The organism is Pseudoalteromonas sp. MMG012 (assembly GCF_018100875.1).
GTDB lineage: Bacteria > Pseudomonadota > Gammaproteobacteria > Enterobacterales > Alteromonadaceae > Pseudoalteromonas > Pseudoalteromonas aurantia.
In genome coordinates, this window is the sequence record NZ_JAGJEF010000045.1 from 25,015 (window position 1) to 39,866 (window position 14,852).

Here is a 14,852-nt window from a genome sequence, read left to right on the forward strand (position 1 = left end):
ATGACCTGATCATTTTCGAATGTAATCATTAACGAGTCTAAATTAAGAAAGAACTACTTGCTTTTCTGTTTTGTTACAGTATAACATATCGAAAAATCGGTAGGCTCCCAACCCTTCATCGATGTAAGACTCTCAAATATTTTTAGATAGTGATGGAAATGAATATAAAACTTAAGTTATTAGCAACAATGGTTGCTGCTGCATTAACTTCGGCTTGTGGTAGTGATACTCAACATACCCTTACACCCGTTGTAAACCCTGTAAGTGAAAGCGTAGAAGGGGGAGAAGACCATACGGACCACGAGCACACAGAGGTCAGTATTGAAGGCCGTTTAGTTGTGTCTTCACATCAGAGCAATGTGCTGTCAGTGATTGCAGCGAAAGATGGTGAGCATTTAGATAGCATAGGAATTACAGGAACGCCACAATATCTGTATGCCACTGAGCATCATCGCTATGTTATGGCCGTGCAACGGGATGCAGGCATAGTAGAGTTTGTTGATGGGGGTTTATGGCAAGAAGATCATGGTGACCATCTACACCCATATGAACAAGCACCAAGTATCGTAGAATTTGCATTACAAGGGGTTAAGCCTACTCATGTGAATGCCGGTGAACACAATAGTGTTGTTTTTTATGATGGTGACAAGGATACAAATCAAAACGCCCAAGTAATGGTATTTAATGAATCCAACATCGCCAATAACAATCGTGATTTTTCAACACTTGATTACAGCACGTATCAACATGGTGCAATGCAAACGGTCGGTGAGTATTTAATCAGTACGATTCGAGATGAGCAAAGTCTATCGACATTGCCAAATAAAATTGGTTTATTTCACGGCCACGGGGATCATTTTGATCAGGAAAAAGTATTTGATGTAGACTGCCCGAGTTTGCATGGCAGTGCACAAAGTAGTGAATTGGTTGCGTTTGCATGTGCAGACGGTGTTGTAGTTATTAAAACACATGATAATGAATTCACACATGAAAAAATCATGAATTCAGAAGAGTTTGCCGAAGGTGAGCGTATCGGGATGCTACGTGGGCACCCTGAAAAAGATTTATTTATAGGCAGCAGCAGCGCAGCCGTATATGCCATTGACCCAAGTAACAATTCAGTAGAAAAAATAGCATGGCAAGCCAGTGATGATGCCCGTTTAGTTGGTGCGTACTTTAGCGCTGAAGGAGAGCATTTTGTGCTGATGGACAGTGCTGGTGTGATGAGTGTATTTGAAGGGCATCAACATGATGATGAATATCACTGGGAAAAAGCCTATAACATTACAGTCAGTAGTGCTGATACAACCAAAATGCCAGAGGAGCACGGCTTTGTAATGACACTGTCTCAGTCTCAGCAAGTGGTGTATGTGAGCGACCCAATTAACCAGCACATTGTCGCAATAGATTTAGAAAATGGCGAAGTGGTGCATACTTTTGAGCTAGATATAGTACCTAACAAACTGTTATGGCTAGGTATTGCGACTGAATCAGATGATCATGGCCACTAGGCAAACGGATTAATTTGTTGTACTAAGTTTTACCCTGTGAAGTTTAGCCCGCTCTGCGGGCTTTTTTACATCAAGCAAAACAGCTTGGGTTAACCATAATCATACACGTAAGGTGAACTACGATGAAATACACACAAAAGCGGATGGATCAGACTGCTATCGGCGTGTCAATGCTCTGTATAGCACACTGTATATTTTTACCCCTATTGTTGGTACTCATACCCTCAATAGGGTTGGGATTTCTAGCTGATGAGGCTGTTCATCAATATTTAGTGTGCGGTGCATTGGTGATAAGTTTTGTAGCACTCAGTATTGGCTGTAAGCGGCATAGAGCATGGCATGTATTGATTGTAGGTTTAACTGGACTGAGCTGTTTGGTGTTTGCGGTTGTATTTGGTCATGATGTGCTGGGGGAGATGATGGAGCGGGTGGTTACCTTGATCGGTTCTGGATTAATAATCGCTTGCCATATTCGTAATTATCGCTTGTGTGCAAAGGTCCCTTGTACCTAAGTTTTATTTTGTCGCAAATAATTGGCACTGGGTTTATTTTTGATTAATTTTGACTAGGGCGTATTGACGATTTGTTCAGCGTTATCGGCTAACTCACATAGAATAACTATGCTACGAAGCCTCTGCCTTGCCTAAATCGTCAACACACTGCTGAAAAAAAACAGCAAAGATAAACACGCTCTAGAGACATGATTGAATAGTGCATCCCCAATCATTAACTTATGTTTTAGCTTGATTAAAAGAGTCAATTATGAACTATTTAGACATAAATAAAACAACATGGGATAAGCGGACAAAGCTACATGTTAAGTCAAAGTTTTATGATGTAGACGGTTTTATACAAGGGCAGTCGTCACTGAATGACATTGAAATAAATCAGTTGGGAAATGTAAAGGGTAAAAGCCTCCTACATTTGCAGTGCCATTTTGGGCAAGACTCTTTGTCTTTGGCCAGGCTTGGGGCAGATGTGACGGGGGTAGATTTGTCTTCAGCTGCGATCAATGAAGCAATAGCATTGAATGAACAACTTGGCCTCAATGCAACATTTGTGTGTGATGATGTATGCCATTTTGGTGATGCGAATACTCAGCAATTTGATATTGTGTACACCTCTTACGGAGTGTTGTGTTGGTTACCAGATTTAACGCATTGGGCACGTGGTATTGTTAACGCATTAAAATGTGGTGGAGAGTTTCATTTAGTTGAGTTCCATACGTTTAATGATTTGTTGTCTGGGTATGCTTATTTTCCTAAGAGCGAGCCTGATATTGAAGAAGAAGCCACATATACTGAAAATTGTGACGGGCAAGTGTCTCAAGTGATCACTTGGCCACATTCACTGAGCAGTGTGATCAGCGCACTGATCAACTCAGGTTTGATAATAGAGCTGTTTGAAGAGCATGCATATAACCCTTATGATTGTTTTGACGGACTAAAGCTGGTCGCAGAAAAGCGTTATCAAATGCAGCACAAAGGGCAGCAAGTCCCTTTAATTTACGCTATCAAAGCACGTAAGCCATAGTATAAACCAGTATTCTGCCAATGCTGGCCCAAACGCAGACGTTGGACCAGCTTCCTCTTAAAAATTAAAGCGTAACGTTAAAGCACAATGGTCGCTAAGCATGTTGTTTTGGGTCATATCTTCAAAGTAGTGAAACTGTGACTTTGGTTTATCAAGATGCTGTACTAATGACGACGATATAATAATATGGTCAATAGGGGCAGGATACTTTGGATGGCATCCCTGCACATTATCAGTGGTATTAACCCATACGCTTTCGTTACCTAAGTGGGTGAACCCTAAATCAGCACGCAAACGGTTGTTCGTGTTTGCTAGTCGGTGGTTGAAATCGCCTAGCAATACCAAATTAGGCTGGCTTTTTTGTTGCTTGCTAAGTGTATCTCTTAAAATCTTCGCCTGCTGAGCCAATATGCCACAACTTTTTCGGTCGCTATCTAAATAGTTATCAACAAAACAGCCACTTTTTAAATGGAAATTAATGAGTGATAGTGGTTTTCCTGCATATTCAATATTAAGTTGTAATGCATGACGCAGCCCAAACTGAGGAGCGCTAAGCGCATCAAGGTTTGTAACGGCTTTAACCGAAATGGTTTTTTTGACAGCATACGCGACTTTTTGTTGCGTTGACGATTGATCGCTGCCTCGGCATGTATAACTTGGCGAATCCTCCCTATTAGAGATGAAGACTTGCCAGTCAGCTGAATCAAATACTCTATGTACGGCAGCCACGGAACCGACTTCTTGTAGTGCATATATATCCGCGTCTACGCGGTTTTTGTAAGCGGTGAGTGCTGCATAATCACTGTTTTCACGGCCTTTGCAACCTTGATTGTTTTGCGCTGCTAAGTGTTCAATATTCCACGTAGCCACCACTAAGTCGTTTGTTGTTTGTGTGCTGGTCGTAGTCGTAACTGTTTGGCAGCCAAGTAAAGCTGAGCTGCAAACGAGCCCTGTAATTAGGTGCTTGAATCCCGGTGTGTTCATGTGTGTTATTCAATAATTTATGGTAAAAATATTTTGTTATATTATCACGTGAAATGCAATGGGTTGCGATAGATAGCACGAAGCGGTAACACGGTGCAGGGAATACTAAATGGTCCGAGTTTAAGTAAATTGGGTGTTACAAGGTTTGTTGAAAGATACGCTATGACTACCTATTACTTAGGACGATTTACAGCGTTTAATCGCCAGTGGGAATGTGATGTTCTCACTGGCGAGAATTTAACTAATCTCAGGTTTGGATAAGGGTTTTGGAATAGAAAATGTTTTGTAAACAAACTTACGTCCAATCCAATGATGATATTTTGTTCAATATCAAGGCGCTTTCATTTGTAATAGCGGGCTATTACAAATGAAAGCAACGCCGAGAGTGAAAAAATAGCTTTATTGGGCAAATTCGCTTATCCAGAGCTGAGGTTAACTAGCTACCACTGAACACAAATTTTACCAAAGTGTGCACCATTGATTTGATGTTCAAAGGCTTTACCAAGTTCTGCGTATTTAAACACCTTATCAACAACTGGGCGGACGTTATTGCTTTCCAATGCTCTAACATAATCTTGTTGGTCAGTCCGGCTACCCACTAGCATTCCCTGTAGTCGCGCTTGTTTAAACATGAGTACACCGATTGGCAATTCACCTGCAAATCCAGTTAAAACACCAATTAATGATATTTTACCGCCCACGGCAACGGCCTCAACCGACTGCGCAAGTGTACCTGGTCCACCGACTTCAATCACATGGTCAGCCCCTTTACCATGAGTGATAGCTAACACTTCTTTAGCCCACTCAGGGTGTTCTTTATAATTAACCCCTGCAAATGCACCAAGCGCTTTGGCTTTTTCGATTTTTTCGTTTGATGATGAAGTTACAATGACTTTGGCACCAAACATTTTACCAATTTGCAATGCCGCAATCGACACGCCGCCTGTACCTAGGGTAACTATGGTATCGCCTGCTTTTAAATTGCCGTCTGTTACCAAAGCGCGCCATGCAGTCAGACCCGCCGTCGTTATGGTTGCTGACTCTTCATGGCTCCACCCTTGTGGTGCAAGCGTGAATGCCGAGGTTGCACGTGTCACATATTCTGCAGCAAGACCTTCTGCACCATCGCCTGGTGTTTGGCTAAAATTGCCGACGTCGGCATTTGCTTGACCAGATTGCCATTGCGGGAAAAAAGTTGAGACCACGTTATCACCCACGCTGAACTCCGTTACCCCTTCACCAACAGCAACAACAACGCCCGCACCATCAGACAGCAATACCCGGTCTTGTGCTGTTTCCATTGCACCTGAGGCAACTAAATAATCATGGTAGTTCAACGAGCTTGCATGGATTTTGACTTTAATTTCGCCTTTTTCTGGGGCATTTGACTCAAGGTCATTGGCAACATAAATATGCTCTAAGCCGCCGGATTTTTTGAGTTTTATAGATTGCATCATTAAAGTTTCCTAGAAAAATTGTATTTGATAAATACGGAAATTGTTATTGGTTAGAACCGACATCGTTCTAACAAGATGGCGCTCATTTTAGATAAACATTGATACTATTGATATGTTGTGTATGTTGTATTATATACAAGTAAATAGTTGTTTTTGTCGGGTGGGCGAGTAACGGGAAATTGGTAATATGTTAGAAAAGTTGGATGTAAGACAAATGCGGTTATTGCTACTGTTACTTGATAAAAAGAGTATCAGTAGAGTTGCAGAATCACTCAACGTGAGCCAACAAGCGGTGAGCCAACAAGCGGTGAGCATACAGCTAAAAATATTGCGAGATATTTTCCAAGATACATTGTTCGTAAGGCATGGACATGGTGTGGCACCCACTCCGAAAGCAATAAAACTAGGATTGATGTTGAAAGACATTGTTAAAGCATTAGAAGATAGCGTTCAACCTGAAGAATTTAACGCCAAAAATATCAATAAAACGATTGTCATTTCAGCCACAGATTATGCGCAGCAAGTGATCACCACAGCGCTATTTAGCCATATTAGGCGAGTAGCACCTGGGATTAAACTGATCATTACAGAGTTAGAAATTGAAACTTTAACACAATCATTAACAGCGGGTGATGTTGACTTAGCCATCACGATCCCTGATTTTTTGTCAGATAACTTGCCTTGTGAGACGCTTTTTAATGAGCAATATAAACTGGTATCGAGCGCGGCTAACGCGCCAATAACCCTCGCTCACATTACCGACTTAAATCAGTATGAACACGTCATTGTGTCGCCATCACGACCTAACTTAAGAGGCTCCTCAACTGATTGGTTTAAGCGTCATCACGTGAATAGAAACATTGTTGCTTCAATACCCTCGTTTACCATGTTATGTGAATACGTGTACAAGTCAAATGTTATCGCGTTTATTCCCAGTAGAATGTTGCCTGATAGCCGACTTAGAGAAATTAAACTCACACAATATCCGCCAGGTTTTGATGCGGTTATTGCTTGGCACCCTAAAGTGGCACATGACCCACTCTATAAATGGTTAATTACTCAGATAAAACAGATTGCAGAATGAAATAAGACCATTAAATGGTAACGTTTTAAAATTTTAACAGCTGACTTTAGTGTGGGAAGAGCACGTTTATTTCATGTTACGGCTTAGGGAAAGCGCACCTACTAACTAGTGTAGAGACAATCGCCGTGGTGTTCCGCTTAGCTCGACCATGTCAATAATTCTGTTATTTGTATAGTTTACATGATTCACACTGACTTTATTATTCTGACTCTTAGCTAGCCCCAATATCTTTTTCTACTTTTGCACGTCCAATAAGCAACAAAGCATCGTGCACCTTTCGACGGGAACTCCGACAAGGCCCCCCACTTGAGCAATCGTGGCCTATTTAGAGATGAGTGATGTACCAAGATCAGTGCGAGAATAATAAATCATTACTAAGCAGCCGCGATTGGGCTTCTTCATTTTTGAACCTATTTAAATAATGGCGGTAGTCAAAATTGACCGTTTGTGGAAAGTAGTAAAATTTCGGATAGTAGGCCACATTACATTAAAGTCTAATACATCGACTGTTGGGGGTAACTTATAGTTAAGGAGGTTTCTATAAACATTCATTAAACAAAAGGAAAAGGTTATGAACAAGTTAATTTGTGCATTAACACTGTGTAGCGCAGGCTCTACGATTGCCAATGAGTTGCCAAGTATAGAAAATTTGCAACATGATTATGAACTTCAAGAATATGTTGATTTACTAAAACATGAGATAAGGGAAAATCATGCTAATTATCAGCTTTATGTAGAGTCATTGGGTCAAAATGGTGAAATAGTACCACTTGCACCAGCGCCAAAAATTACTTATTTGGAGATCCGCGGTGTTTATTCTGCACTGTACCGTAAATGGGATTACGTTGACCAAAACGCTTTTTCTACAAACCAGGATCATGGCGGTCAGTTTTATGCATTAACCCTTGAATATGGCTATGCTCAACCTTCGTCGCGACGCTTTCAAATCAATGGCACAACACTAAAATTAGAAACCTCGGAGCCAGTTAAAGATTCAGGCAATACGGTCATTGGGTGGATAAATTATTGGAAAAACCCTATGACAGACTTTACGAGCGGTAATGCGACTTATAACGGGACTTCGATTAACTTTCCATACAATCAGGAAAGTGATCGTTTATTTATTCGTTAATATGGCTTTTTAAAAGCGGAAAATTGAATGTGAGCAGTTAGGCGCTCGCATTCAATCCAAATTGATATACTTCTAACTTTCGTATCAGGGAATGATAGTTTTTTACCACTTCAGAATCGCCACCAGCCTGACTTTTAACGGCGGCAAGGTTGTCTTTCATGGTGTCAATCACATTGATTTTTTCACTCTTTGCTTGTGCAAGCGTCGTTCCACCCAATTGACCATCATGCTCGATTAAACCATATTTCCCGGTCATGAAAGCATGCTCGCCCATTGAAATAACCCCTTGAACATAAAGGTCTTGAGCCGCTTTAGATTGCTCTTCAAGTGTCATGTTTGTGAAGTCATGTGTTCTATCAGGGAAACTCAATGAATTTGCAGACTCGGCGTGGCTATCGCTCATCTCAGGTGCAGCATGCTTTTGCACATATTGACTTGATTGTGTCGCAGAGACTGACTGGTAATTTGTAATGCCGATAGGGTTAATCATTTCATATCCTTAAATTGACTTATCTCTATTTTAATAAGCAATAGCCGTTCCAGTTGTACACCTTTTGTTATCTAAATGTAAAATTACGTATGCCCTTTAAATTGTAGTCGCATAAAAAAACTAACTATCTGATTTAATTAAATATGATAACAACACGGATAAATGGTTTACTTGAATGACTTTATGGTGGCAATAAAGGTGAGGAGGCGTTTGCCGAAAGCTTGCCCGTAGGTGAAATTTTCGGCGGTTTATTGCCGCCCGCCTCCTCTTTTAGCTTTATGTTTCAATGCATTCAAAATTGACTTTGAGAGGTACCTGAATTGCTGAACTCGATTATGTGTATCACCCTAACTTTAGAGGGGAAGTGTGCGTTGATTAAACTTAGCATATTGTGATTTGTAATAGAAATAGCAGACAAAAAAAAGCCTGTTAAAGATTTCTCTCTAACAGGCTGTTTTACAACACTTTAAAGTGGTGGAGCTGGGGGGAAACCCCTGTCCGGAAAGCGTCGATTTCTTTTTCTGCCTAGCTGTTAGTGCTATTTATAGATAAATCATAGTGATAAATCTATTTTAGGCTATCTTAATCTCATGGAGTCTATTGAAAGTGGATGAAAGGTGGATGCTACTTCGAATTTAGGGCAGCGCTGATCTGAGCATTATTGACACTGTTGAGCGCCTCTATTTCTGTTATGCCGAAATTACGTATTAAGCTGCGAACTATACTTGATTCACTTACACCTTTGGCTAGTTTGCTCACTATGAAAGCTTGTGTGCTCGTTATATCTTTATCTATCTTGCGCTCTTCACTATAGTGTCCACTACCTTCGAGACGCCTAACTCTAGATTCCATACTACGGGTAGTCGCTAAAATCTCCTTCAAAATATCATTTTCAGTTCTAGTTGTAGGTTCTTCAACTTCTGGGGTGTTTTTTAAGATAGCTTTAAACTGTTTTTCAAATTGTTCCCAGTAAGTGTTGAAAACAGTCTCTAGTGTCTTGTCATTTAGTCCTTTGTCTTTAAGAGTATTATTTAACGTCCTCACAAGTTGAAACATACTATCTTTGTTCGGCAATGTATGATTAAACTGTGATAACGGAGTACCTACATCGATGGGTTCCAAATCGATAAGAAAAGTACAAATGCGATTATCAGCTAAGCCTTTTGCTAATGCACCAGCCTCAAAAAGTATCCATGGCTTGTTTTTATTTTCTTGCGTTAGGCAGATAACGCCTATCGATGTATCTTGCAATTGGTCATTAATTTCAGAGAACCATAGAGAACCACGTTCAATATCTTTTGACGACATCCAAGGGTCTAAAGCTTGCAATACGCACTGGAACCAATCGTCTAGCAAATCTGCTACCGCTTTGCTTCTGTCTCCCGACCAGCTTAAAAAAACGTTCATTCATATATCCTTTAATTACATTTATTATTCAGTGGGTTTAACCTAATCGCATCATCCAAGTGACTTGGGCTAAAATGCGCATACACCATAGTTTGCTCAATCTTAGCATGACCGAGAATTTGTTGAAGGACTAATATATTGCCTCCGTTCATCATAAAATGACTGGCGAACGTATGGCGCATTACGTGTGTGCATTGGCCTTTAGGTAATTGAATATCAGATCTATCAATTGCACGTTCAAACGCTTTCCGACAATCAGTGAAAAGTGGTCCTGATTTTTTTGGTATTGCGTCGTAAAGAGATTTATTGATTGGCACGGTACGATTCTTTTTACCTTTTGTTTTTGTAAATGTGAGTTTGTAGGTATTACCTGACTTGATCACATTAGCACCTTGTAAATTGCACGCTTCGGATATTCGCGCGCCAGTGCTCAAACAAATTTTTGTCACCACTTCTAAATCAGTATGCCGAGCAGACTCTATTGCTTTGAATAAAACTTTTATGTCGTCGTGAGTCAGAAACGACAGTTCGGTTTGTTGCAGCTTAATTTTTTGAACTTTGGCAATAGGGTTGATGTAAGTAATATCGCCAATTTCAATCAGTTTGTTATACACGCCTTTCAAAAGTGTCAGTTCATTATTGGTTGTCTTTGGGGATATGCCGCTTGTTAGACGTTTACCACGCCACTCGGTATAGTCTTGTGGTAGTAATTGTTCAGCTATTGGGTTTTTAAGCGCAATGACTATTGCGTCAAGTTTGTTTTTAGTTCGCTCAGGTTGCGTATAAGTTTGCCCGTGTAGGTCATACCACCTATCGACAATCGTTTGTAGCCGTCTTTTGTCTTCTTTGGTTTGCTTCCATGGCTTTTCTTCAGCTTGGTGAACTATATGGTTTAAATACCTTTGCGCTTCGCCTTTGGTTGGGAAGGTGCGCTGTATTCGTTTACCATTTTTACCCCAAGGACGTGCGTCGAGATAGTATCCTTTATCTACTTTTTTAATTGCCATCCAACTCAACCTTATTGACTTAAAGTTAACATAATTTTAATATGCGAAAGTTCGCAACATAAGGAGATTACAGCGATGGTACAGTCTAAATCAATTATTTTAACACCTAAGCAATTACTCAAAGTTACTGGCGGCCGTGATGGTGGCGCGGTAGTTGTACCAAACAAACCTCAAAAAGTAACATCCAAACAATTACTTGAAATCTCAGGTGGTAGAGGTGGGGGGGCGGTGGTTGTTCCGAAAAAACGCAGCATTGTACAGCCAACACCAATAGTAAAGCTTGGCGGATAAAATCGATATGCTCGATGTAAACCTTATTAACTCATGGTCATACATTATAGCCATAGATACAGTGGTTTTTTTTGCGTTTGTTCTAGCGGCGCTTTATGTTTTTTTTAAACGCAGTGATTCTCGTTCTTTGAAAATAGCCTCTCTCGTTTATGCCTTCTCATATGGTACAGGCTTCTTTATGGGCGATGTGATTGATGAAGGGGGAAAGTACCTCGCGTGGAATGCGTATTACTTAAATTGGGTGATTTTTGATGCGTTTACCATCTTCACCATTTTTGCAATTCATACGTTGACCAAAACGTTACACCATAAAGCGGTGAAGTTTGCCTTTTTGATGACCACAATCAATATGTGCTCGTACCTTATAATGCATTATCTGGCATTTGAAATGCGCTATCCGTCACATTGGTTCTACGTTGTTTACTCTTCATTGGTTAATGTGACTGCTATTTTAATAGCGTCAGGTTTTGCATTCAAATTTAGACTTAACTGGGCTTATAGATGTACATCGAACTACCCATAGCAATCTTATGTATGCTTTTAACGGTTGTAATATTAGCTTCAGTTGCTTTCGAGAAGTCTGAAAAAGATATTCCATTACCTGACCTAGCTATGTTATTACTAAATGACTATAAAAAATTAAGTACTTTACCGATTGAAAAAAGAATTGATGCTAAACGTGAATGGGACTCACGTTTTCAGCATTATTGTGAACGGTTGGAAGTATCACCTTTATCAGAAAAAAGTTTTTCTATTCAGGTTGTTAAATGAACCTATTAATATTACCTTGATGCATTTTTTATTTTGAGATTGTAAAGTTATGTCAATACCTCCTTTATTTCTTTTTACTCTTGGTTTAGCTGGCATAGCTAGGCTTTTTCATTTTAAAGATGATCCCAAGAGTGTATTTATTAGTTATTATTCAAAAGGTGATAGCCATTATAAAAACCTTATTGTTGCTTGGGCAAATAACAACAAGTTTGATTTGAAAATAGAGGATGAGTCCACAGGTGTTAATATAAAAAGTGATAATGAAAGTTACATTAAAAGAAAAATAAAAGAACGCATAGGAAAGGCGAATAACTTTATAGTTTTTGTCGGGGAAGATACTCATGAACGCGATTGGGTTGAATGGGAAATTGAGCAAGCGAAAAAGCTATGTAAGAATATAATCGCTATAAAGGAAAAGCGTCATTTCAAATCACCTCCAGCCTTACTTGGGTGTGAAGTCACATGGGTGTATGGTTTTACAGAGCATGGTTTGAGAAAGGCGTTAAATTAACTGTTTATAAGGAAGTTGGTAATTTGTTTTGAATAATAATTTATTTCTAGGTTGGTGAGCTCGTTTTTTGATTTTTATAAATTTATATATATTGAAAGGTGTTTTATGAGGTTGTTTTTTTTAGTGTTATCAATGGCCATTGCTGGATGTGCAACATCCGAAGATATTTATGACAATGCACTTTATGAAGTTAAGGTTAATAATTTAAAAGGCGATAATTTGATTGTGACCAAAAAAGCTTTAGATTCGTATAATAAATACTAAAAAGCTATGTCATATAAAGCTTTTGCTCAGTCTGATGTTGGTTCTTGGGGCTGGAAATCTAGTCGTACATCAAAAGAGCATGCAGTACGCAGTGCATTAATATCTTGTCAGAAAAATAACAATGAATATGAAGAAAAACATCCTTGTAAGATTATTAATATTGATGATGTCTGGATTTATGAATGGTGAATATATTAATGTGAGAATTGGTTTTCTATTGAGTTGATTTTGGAGGTTTTTTTGAATTATCCGTCTTTATACAAAGTTGCTGATGCAGCTTCACTAAAAGCTCAAAACAAATTTTTACGGCTAACTATGGCTCATGCTGTATTGTTGGTCATCGGCACTGCATTAGCAATTAATGTTATGCCGAATAAATTGTATAGTATTATTATGGCTTTAGTTTTCTTGTTAGCTTTGGGACTCTCAATATTGTTAGGTATTAAGAAATACGAAAAAACTTGGTATAACGGTAGAGCCGTAGCTGAATCAATAAAAACATCCACATGGCGTTATTGTATGCGAGCTTCTCCATTTGAGAACGCAGATGCTGTTCAAATACCAAAAACTGAATTTCGCAATCTACTTAATGGGATAATTAAAGCCAATCGAGAACTCGGTGAAGCGATTAGTGAGCATGAGGATACTGGAGGTCAGATAACAGATGAAATGAATGAAGTTCGTTCATTGTGCCTGGAGCAGCGAAAAGATTATTACTTGAAGTTTCGAGTTGATGAACAGCGACTATGGTATACAAAAAAAGCGGCATTCAATAAAAAAAAGCAGAGACATTGGTTTGTATGTTTGATTTCGACTCAATTGTTAGCGATTTTATGTGTATTACTTAGGATTGCATACCCTGAATGGAATTATTGGCCAACAGACGTTCTAGTGGTTATGGCTGCTTTTGTAATTGGGTGGATGCAAATTAAAAAATTTAATGAATTATCTTCAGCATATTCATTAACGGCGCAAGAGATAGGTATTATAAGAGGGTTGTCAGAGGATGTACAATCTGATGGAGACTTGTCAAGTTTCGTTATTAATTCAGAGCAAGCATTTTCAAGGGAACACACTCAATGGTCTGCTAGGCAGAATAGCTAGTGTAATATTTTAATGAGGCTTTGATGGTTTTTATAGCCTTACTTAAGTATTTATAATGTGTATTTTCAATTTAGTTAATAAAGGATTAAAAATGGCAAAAACATATAGTATTTTTATTAGTCACTCGTGGCAAAATTCGGATGCATTAACACGTTTACATAATCTATTGAAGGAACGTGGTTATTTCAACGTTGAGTTTGAGGAAGTAAGCAAGGATGAACCTATTAACTCTAGCAACGCAGATTATATAAAGAGACGTTTGCGTGAAAAAATTGATAATTCAGACATTGTTTTAGGACTTGCTGGCATGTATGCAAGTCATAGTGATTGGATGGAGTGGGAGCTCGATAAGGCTTTGGATTTGAAAGTGCCGATAGTAGGTGTAATACCTAGGGGTCAGGAGCGTATTTCAACTACGGTATCTAGCAGATCAATAACTGATGTGGGTTGGAATACTGAGAGCATAGTTGCGGCAATTAGGGATTACTCTAAGTAAATATTCCCTTTGGACTTTTAAAAAAGGGGCAAGTTCTTGTTTCATAAAATCAATTACTAAGACCCCTTTTATTTCACTGCACTGAATTTTTATAAAGTACTTCAGGTGGCCGTTAAGGATGACCACCCGATGTTTCCAAATGCTTTGATGCTTTAGCTGTTCTATAGTGGACGAAGATGAATTTTAAGGTGTGGCCTAAAAAACACTCACGTATAAGGTCGTTTTTGCCATTTTTATAAAAACATGACTGATTTAGAGTTCAGAGTAACTCTACGGTTTCGTTATATTGAAGGGTGATATGAAGTTAACTTATGAGACATTGAATTTACTTCTTTTATTGTTTCCTGGCTTATTGAGTGCAAGGATAATCGGTTTGATCGAGCGTAAATATGAAAAGGGAAAATTCAATATATTTTTAGATGTACTGATTTATTCATTTATTAGCTTTGTCATCGTTGATACTATTTATAAATGGCAACCTCTATTCTCTGTAGTTAAGAATATACAGGGAACATATAGCTATACATATTCCGCTGACCTTAAGTTAATAATTGTTACTCTAATTTCTGCTGTTGCCGTGCCTTTAATTGTGGGCTTTGTTATACATAATGATTTACATATGCATTTTTTAAGAACGTTAAAAGTTACAAATAAAACATCTAGAGATACGGCTTGGGATGATGTTTTTACTACGTCAGATCGTTATATCACTGTTAACTTTAAAGATGATAGGCGTCTAACGGGATGGCCTATGTATTACTCTAATTCGCCTGATGAAGGTTTTGTTTATTTGTGTAACTCTGCGTGGAT

Annotated in this window: 18 protein-coding genes; 13 read left to right on the top strand and 5 right to left on the bottom strand. The window is 38.9% G+C overall.

Annotated elements, in window-relative coordinates; all coding sequences use genetic code 11:
• Positions 1-158 precede the first annotated feature (158 nt).
• The 3 genes from J8L97_RS14735 to J8L97_RS14745 all read left to right on the top strand — a co-directional run bounded on the left by J8L97_RS14735 (position 159) and on the right by J8L97_RS14745 (position 3,044).
• Positions 159-1,511, top strand: coding sequence for a hypothetical protein (locus J8L97_RS14735; protein WP_211050705.1), 1,353 nt, complete (start codon positions 159-161; stop codon positions 1,509-1,511).
• Between the two features lie 122 nt (positions 1,512-1,633).
• Positions 1,634-2,023: a MerC domain-containing protein gene (locus J8L97_RS14740; protein ID WP_211050707.1), complete on the top strand. Its 390-nt coding sequence runs from the start codon at positions 1,634-1,636 to the stop codon at positions 2,021-2,023.
• 250 nt (positions 2,024-2,273) lie between these two features.
• Complete coding sequence (locus J8L97_RS14745; RefSeq protein ID WP_211050709.1) at positions 2,274-3,044, top strand: class I SAM-dependent methyltransferase; 771 nt, start codon at positions 2,274-2,276, stop codon at positions 3,042-3,044.
• Positions 3,045-3,101: 57 nt separating this feature from the next.
• Here the strand turns inward: J8L97_RS14745 and J8L97_RS14750 are convergent, their stop codons facing one another.
• Together J8L97_RS14750 and J8L97_RS14755 are read right to left on the bottom strand one after the other, a co-directional pair.
• On the bottom strand, positions 3,102-4,028 hold the full coding sequence (locus J8L97_RS14750) for an endonuclease/exonuclease/phosphatase family protein (RefSeq protein WP_211050711.1): 927 nt from the start codon (positions 4,026-4,028) through the stop codon (positions 3,102-3,104).
• 440 nt (positions 4,029-4,468) lie between these two features.
• Entirely contained in the window at positions 4,469-5,485 is a 1,017-nt protein-coding gene (locus J8L97_RS14755; protein WP_247688689.1) for an NAD(P)-dependent alcohol dehydrogenase, read from the bottom strand.
• A 187-nt stretch (positions 5,486-5,672) separates the two neighbouring features.
• Between J8L97_RS14755 and J8L97_RS14760 the strand changes: the two genes are divergently transcribed.
• Positions 5,673-6,569: a LysR family transcriptional regulator gene (locus J8L97_RS14760; RefSeq protein ID WP_211050713.1), complete on the top strand. Its 897-nt coding sequence runs from the start codon at positions 5,673-5,675 to the stop codon at positions 6,567-6,569.
• Positions 6,570-7,140: 571 nt separating this feature from the next.
• Positions 7,141-7,701, top strand: a complete 561-nt coding sequence (locus J8L97_RS14765; RefSeq protein WP_211050715.1) for a DUF4879 domain-containing protein — start codon at positions 7,141-7,143, stop codon at positions 7,699-7,701.
• A gap of 37 nt (positions 7,702-7,738) precedes the next feature.
• Here J8L97_RS14765 and J8L97_RS14770 read toward each other — a convergent pair whose 3' ends face one another.
• The 3 genes from J8L97_RS14770 to J8L97_RS14780 all read right to left on the bottom strand — a co-directional run bounded on the left by J8L97_RS14770 (position 7,739) and on the right by J8L97_RS14780 (position 10,605).
• On the bottom strand, positions 7,739-8,191 hold the full coding sequence (locus tag J8L97_RS14770; protein ID WP_211050717.1) for a hypothetical protein: 453 nt from the start codon (positions 8,189-8,191) through the stop codon (positions 7,739-7,741).
• A 624-nt stretch (positions 8,192-8,815) separates the two neighbouring features.
• Positions 8,816-9,598, bottom strand: a complete 783-nt coding sequence (locus J8L97_RS14775; RefSeq protein ID WP_211050719.1) for a toll/interleukin-1 receptor domain-containing protein — start codon at positions 9,596-9,598, stop codon at positions 8,816-8,818.
• Positions 9,599-9,609: 11 nt separating this feature from the next.
• A complete protein-coding gene (locus tag J8L97_RS14780; RefSeq protein ID WP_211050721.1) occupies positions 9,610-10,605 on the bottom strand; it encodes a tyrosine-type recombinase/integrase in 996 nt (331 codons plus the stop codon).
• A gap of 75 nt (positions 10,606-10,680) precedes the next feature.
• Here J8L97_RS14780 and J8L97_RS14785 point away from each other — a divergent pair, with 75 nt between their 5' ends.
• The 8 genes from J8L97_RS14785 to J8L97_RS14820 all read left to right on the top strand — a co-directional run.
• Positions 10,681-10,896 carry a hypothetical protein gene (locus tag J8L97_RS14785; RefSeq protein WP_211050723.1) on the top strand — a complete coding sequence of 72 codons (216 nt, stop codon included), beginning with the start codon at positions 10,681-10,683 and terminating at the stop codon, positions 10,894-10,896.
• On the top strand, positions 10,886-11,419 hold the full coding sequence (locus tag J8L97_RS14790; RefSeq protein WP_211050731.1) for a hypothetical protein: 534 nt from the start codon (positions 10,886-10,888) through the stop codon (positions 11,417-11,419). The genes J8L97_RS14785 and J8L97_RS14790 overlap by 11 nt, the downstream gene beginning before the upstream one ends.
• A gap of 11 nt (positions 11,420-11,430) precedes the next feature.
• Positions 11,431-11,667: a hypothetical protein gene (locus J8L97_RS14795; protein WP_211050738.1), complete on the top strand. Its 237-nt coding sequence runs from the start codon at positions 11,431-11,433 to the stop codon at positions 11,665-11,667.
• A gap of 49 nt (positions 11,668-11,716) precedes the next feature.
• The gene (locus J8L97_RS14800; RefSeq protein ID WP_211050740.1) at positions 11,717-12,178 is read left to right on the top strand and encodes a TIR domain-containing protein; all 462 of its coding nucleotides are present in this window, start codon (positions 11,717-11,719) and stop codon (positions 12,176-12,178) included.
• Positions 12,179-12,283: 105 nt separating this feature from the next.
• Complete coding sequence (locus J8L97_RS14805; RefSeq protein WP_211050742.1) at positions 12,284-12,442, top strand: hypothetical protein; 159 nt, start codon at positions 12,284-12,286, stop codon at positions 12,440-12,442.
• A gap of 240 nt (positions 12,443-12,682) precedes the next feature.
• A complete protein-coding gene (locus tag J8L97_RS14810; protein WP_211050743.1) occupies positions 12,683-13,546 on the top strand; it encodes a DUF4231 domain-containing protein in 864 nt (287 codons plus the stop codon).
• Positions 13,547-13,637: 91 nt separating this feature from the next.
• Positions 13,638-14,042 (top strand): TIR domain-containing protein, encoded by a 405-nt coding sequence (locus J8L97_RS14815; protein ID WP_211050744.1) that lies wholly within the window; start codon positions 13,638-13,640, stop codon positions 14,040-14,042.
• Between the two features lie 298 nt (positions 14,043-14,340).
• The coding region (locus J8L97_RS14820) for a DUF6338 family protein (protein WP_211050745.1) at positions 14,341-14,852 on the top strand (512 nt) is incomplete at its 3' end.

What these genes read in the sequence shown, in the direction of transcription:
- J8L97_RS14755 (WP_247688689.1), bottom strand. Translation starts at nt 5,485, where the DNA reads ATGATGCAATCTATAAAACTCAAAAAATCCGGCGGCTTAGAGCATATT.
- J8L97_RS14800 (WP_211050740.1), top strand. Translation starts at nt 11,717, where the DNA reads ATGTCAATACCTCCTTTATTTCTTTTTACTCTTGGTTTAGCTGGCATA.
- J8L97_RS14785 (WP_211050723.1), top strand. Translation starts at nt 10,681, where the DNA reads ATGGTACAGTCTAAATCAATTATTTTAACACCTAAGCAATTACTCAAA.
- J8L97_RS14805 (WP_211050742.1), top strand. Translation starts at nt 12,284, where the DNA reads ATGAGGTTGTTTTTTTTAGTGTTATCAATGGCCATTGCTGGATGTGCA.
- J8L97_RS14740 (WP_211050707.1), top strand. Translation starts at nt 1,634, where the DNA reads ATGAAATACACACAAAAGCGGATGGATCAGACTGCTATCGGCGTGTCA.
- J8L97_RS14765 (WP_211050715.1), top strand. Translation starts at nt 7,141, where the DNA reads ATGAACAAGTTAATTTGTGCATTAACACTGTGTAGCGCAGGCTCTACG.
- J8L97_RS14775 (WP_211050719.1), bottom strand. Translation starts at nt 9,598, where the DNA reads ATGAACGTTTTTTTAAGCTGGTCGGGAGACAGAAGCAAAGCGGTAGCA.
- J8L97_RS14760 (WP_211050713.1), top strand. Translation starts at nt 5,673, where the DNA reads ATGTTAGAAAAGTTGGATGTAAGACAAATGCGGTTATTGCTACTGTTA.
- J8L97_RS14815 (WP_211050744.1), top strand. Translation starts at nt 13,638, where the DNA reads ATGGCAAAAACATATAGTATTTTTATTAGTCACTCGTGGCAAAATTCG.
- J8L97_RS14745 (WP_211050709.1), top strand. Translation starts at nt 2,274, where the DNA reads ATGAACTATTTAGACATAAATAAAACAACATGGGATAAGCGGACAAAG.
- J8L97_RS14750 (WP_211050711.1), bottom strand. Translation starts at nt 4,028, where the DNA reads ATGAACACACCGGGATTCAAGCACCTAATTACAGGGCTCGTTTGCAGC.
- J8L97_RS14780 (WP_211050721.1), bottom strand. Translation starts at nt 10,605, where the DNA reads ATGGCAATTAAAAAAGTAGATAAAGGATACTATCTCGACGCACGTCCT.
- J8L97_RS14735 (WP_211050705.1), top strand. Translation starts at nt 159, where the DNA reads ATGAATATAAAACTTAAGTTATTAGCAACAATGGTTGCTGCTGCATTA.
- J8L97_RS14795 (WP_211050738.1), top strand. Translation starts at nt 11,431, where the DNA reads ATGCTTTTAACGGTTGTAATATTAGCTTCAGTTGCTTTCGAGAAGTCT.
- J8L97_RS14770 (WP_211050717.1), bottom strand. Translation starts at nt 8,191, where the DNA reads ATGATTAACCCTATCGGCATTACAAATTACCAGTCAGTCTCTGCGACA.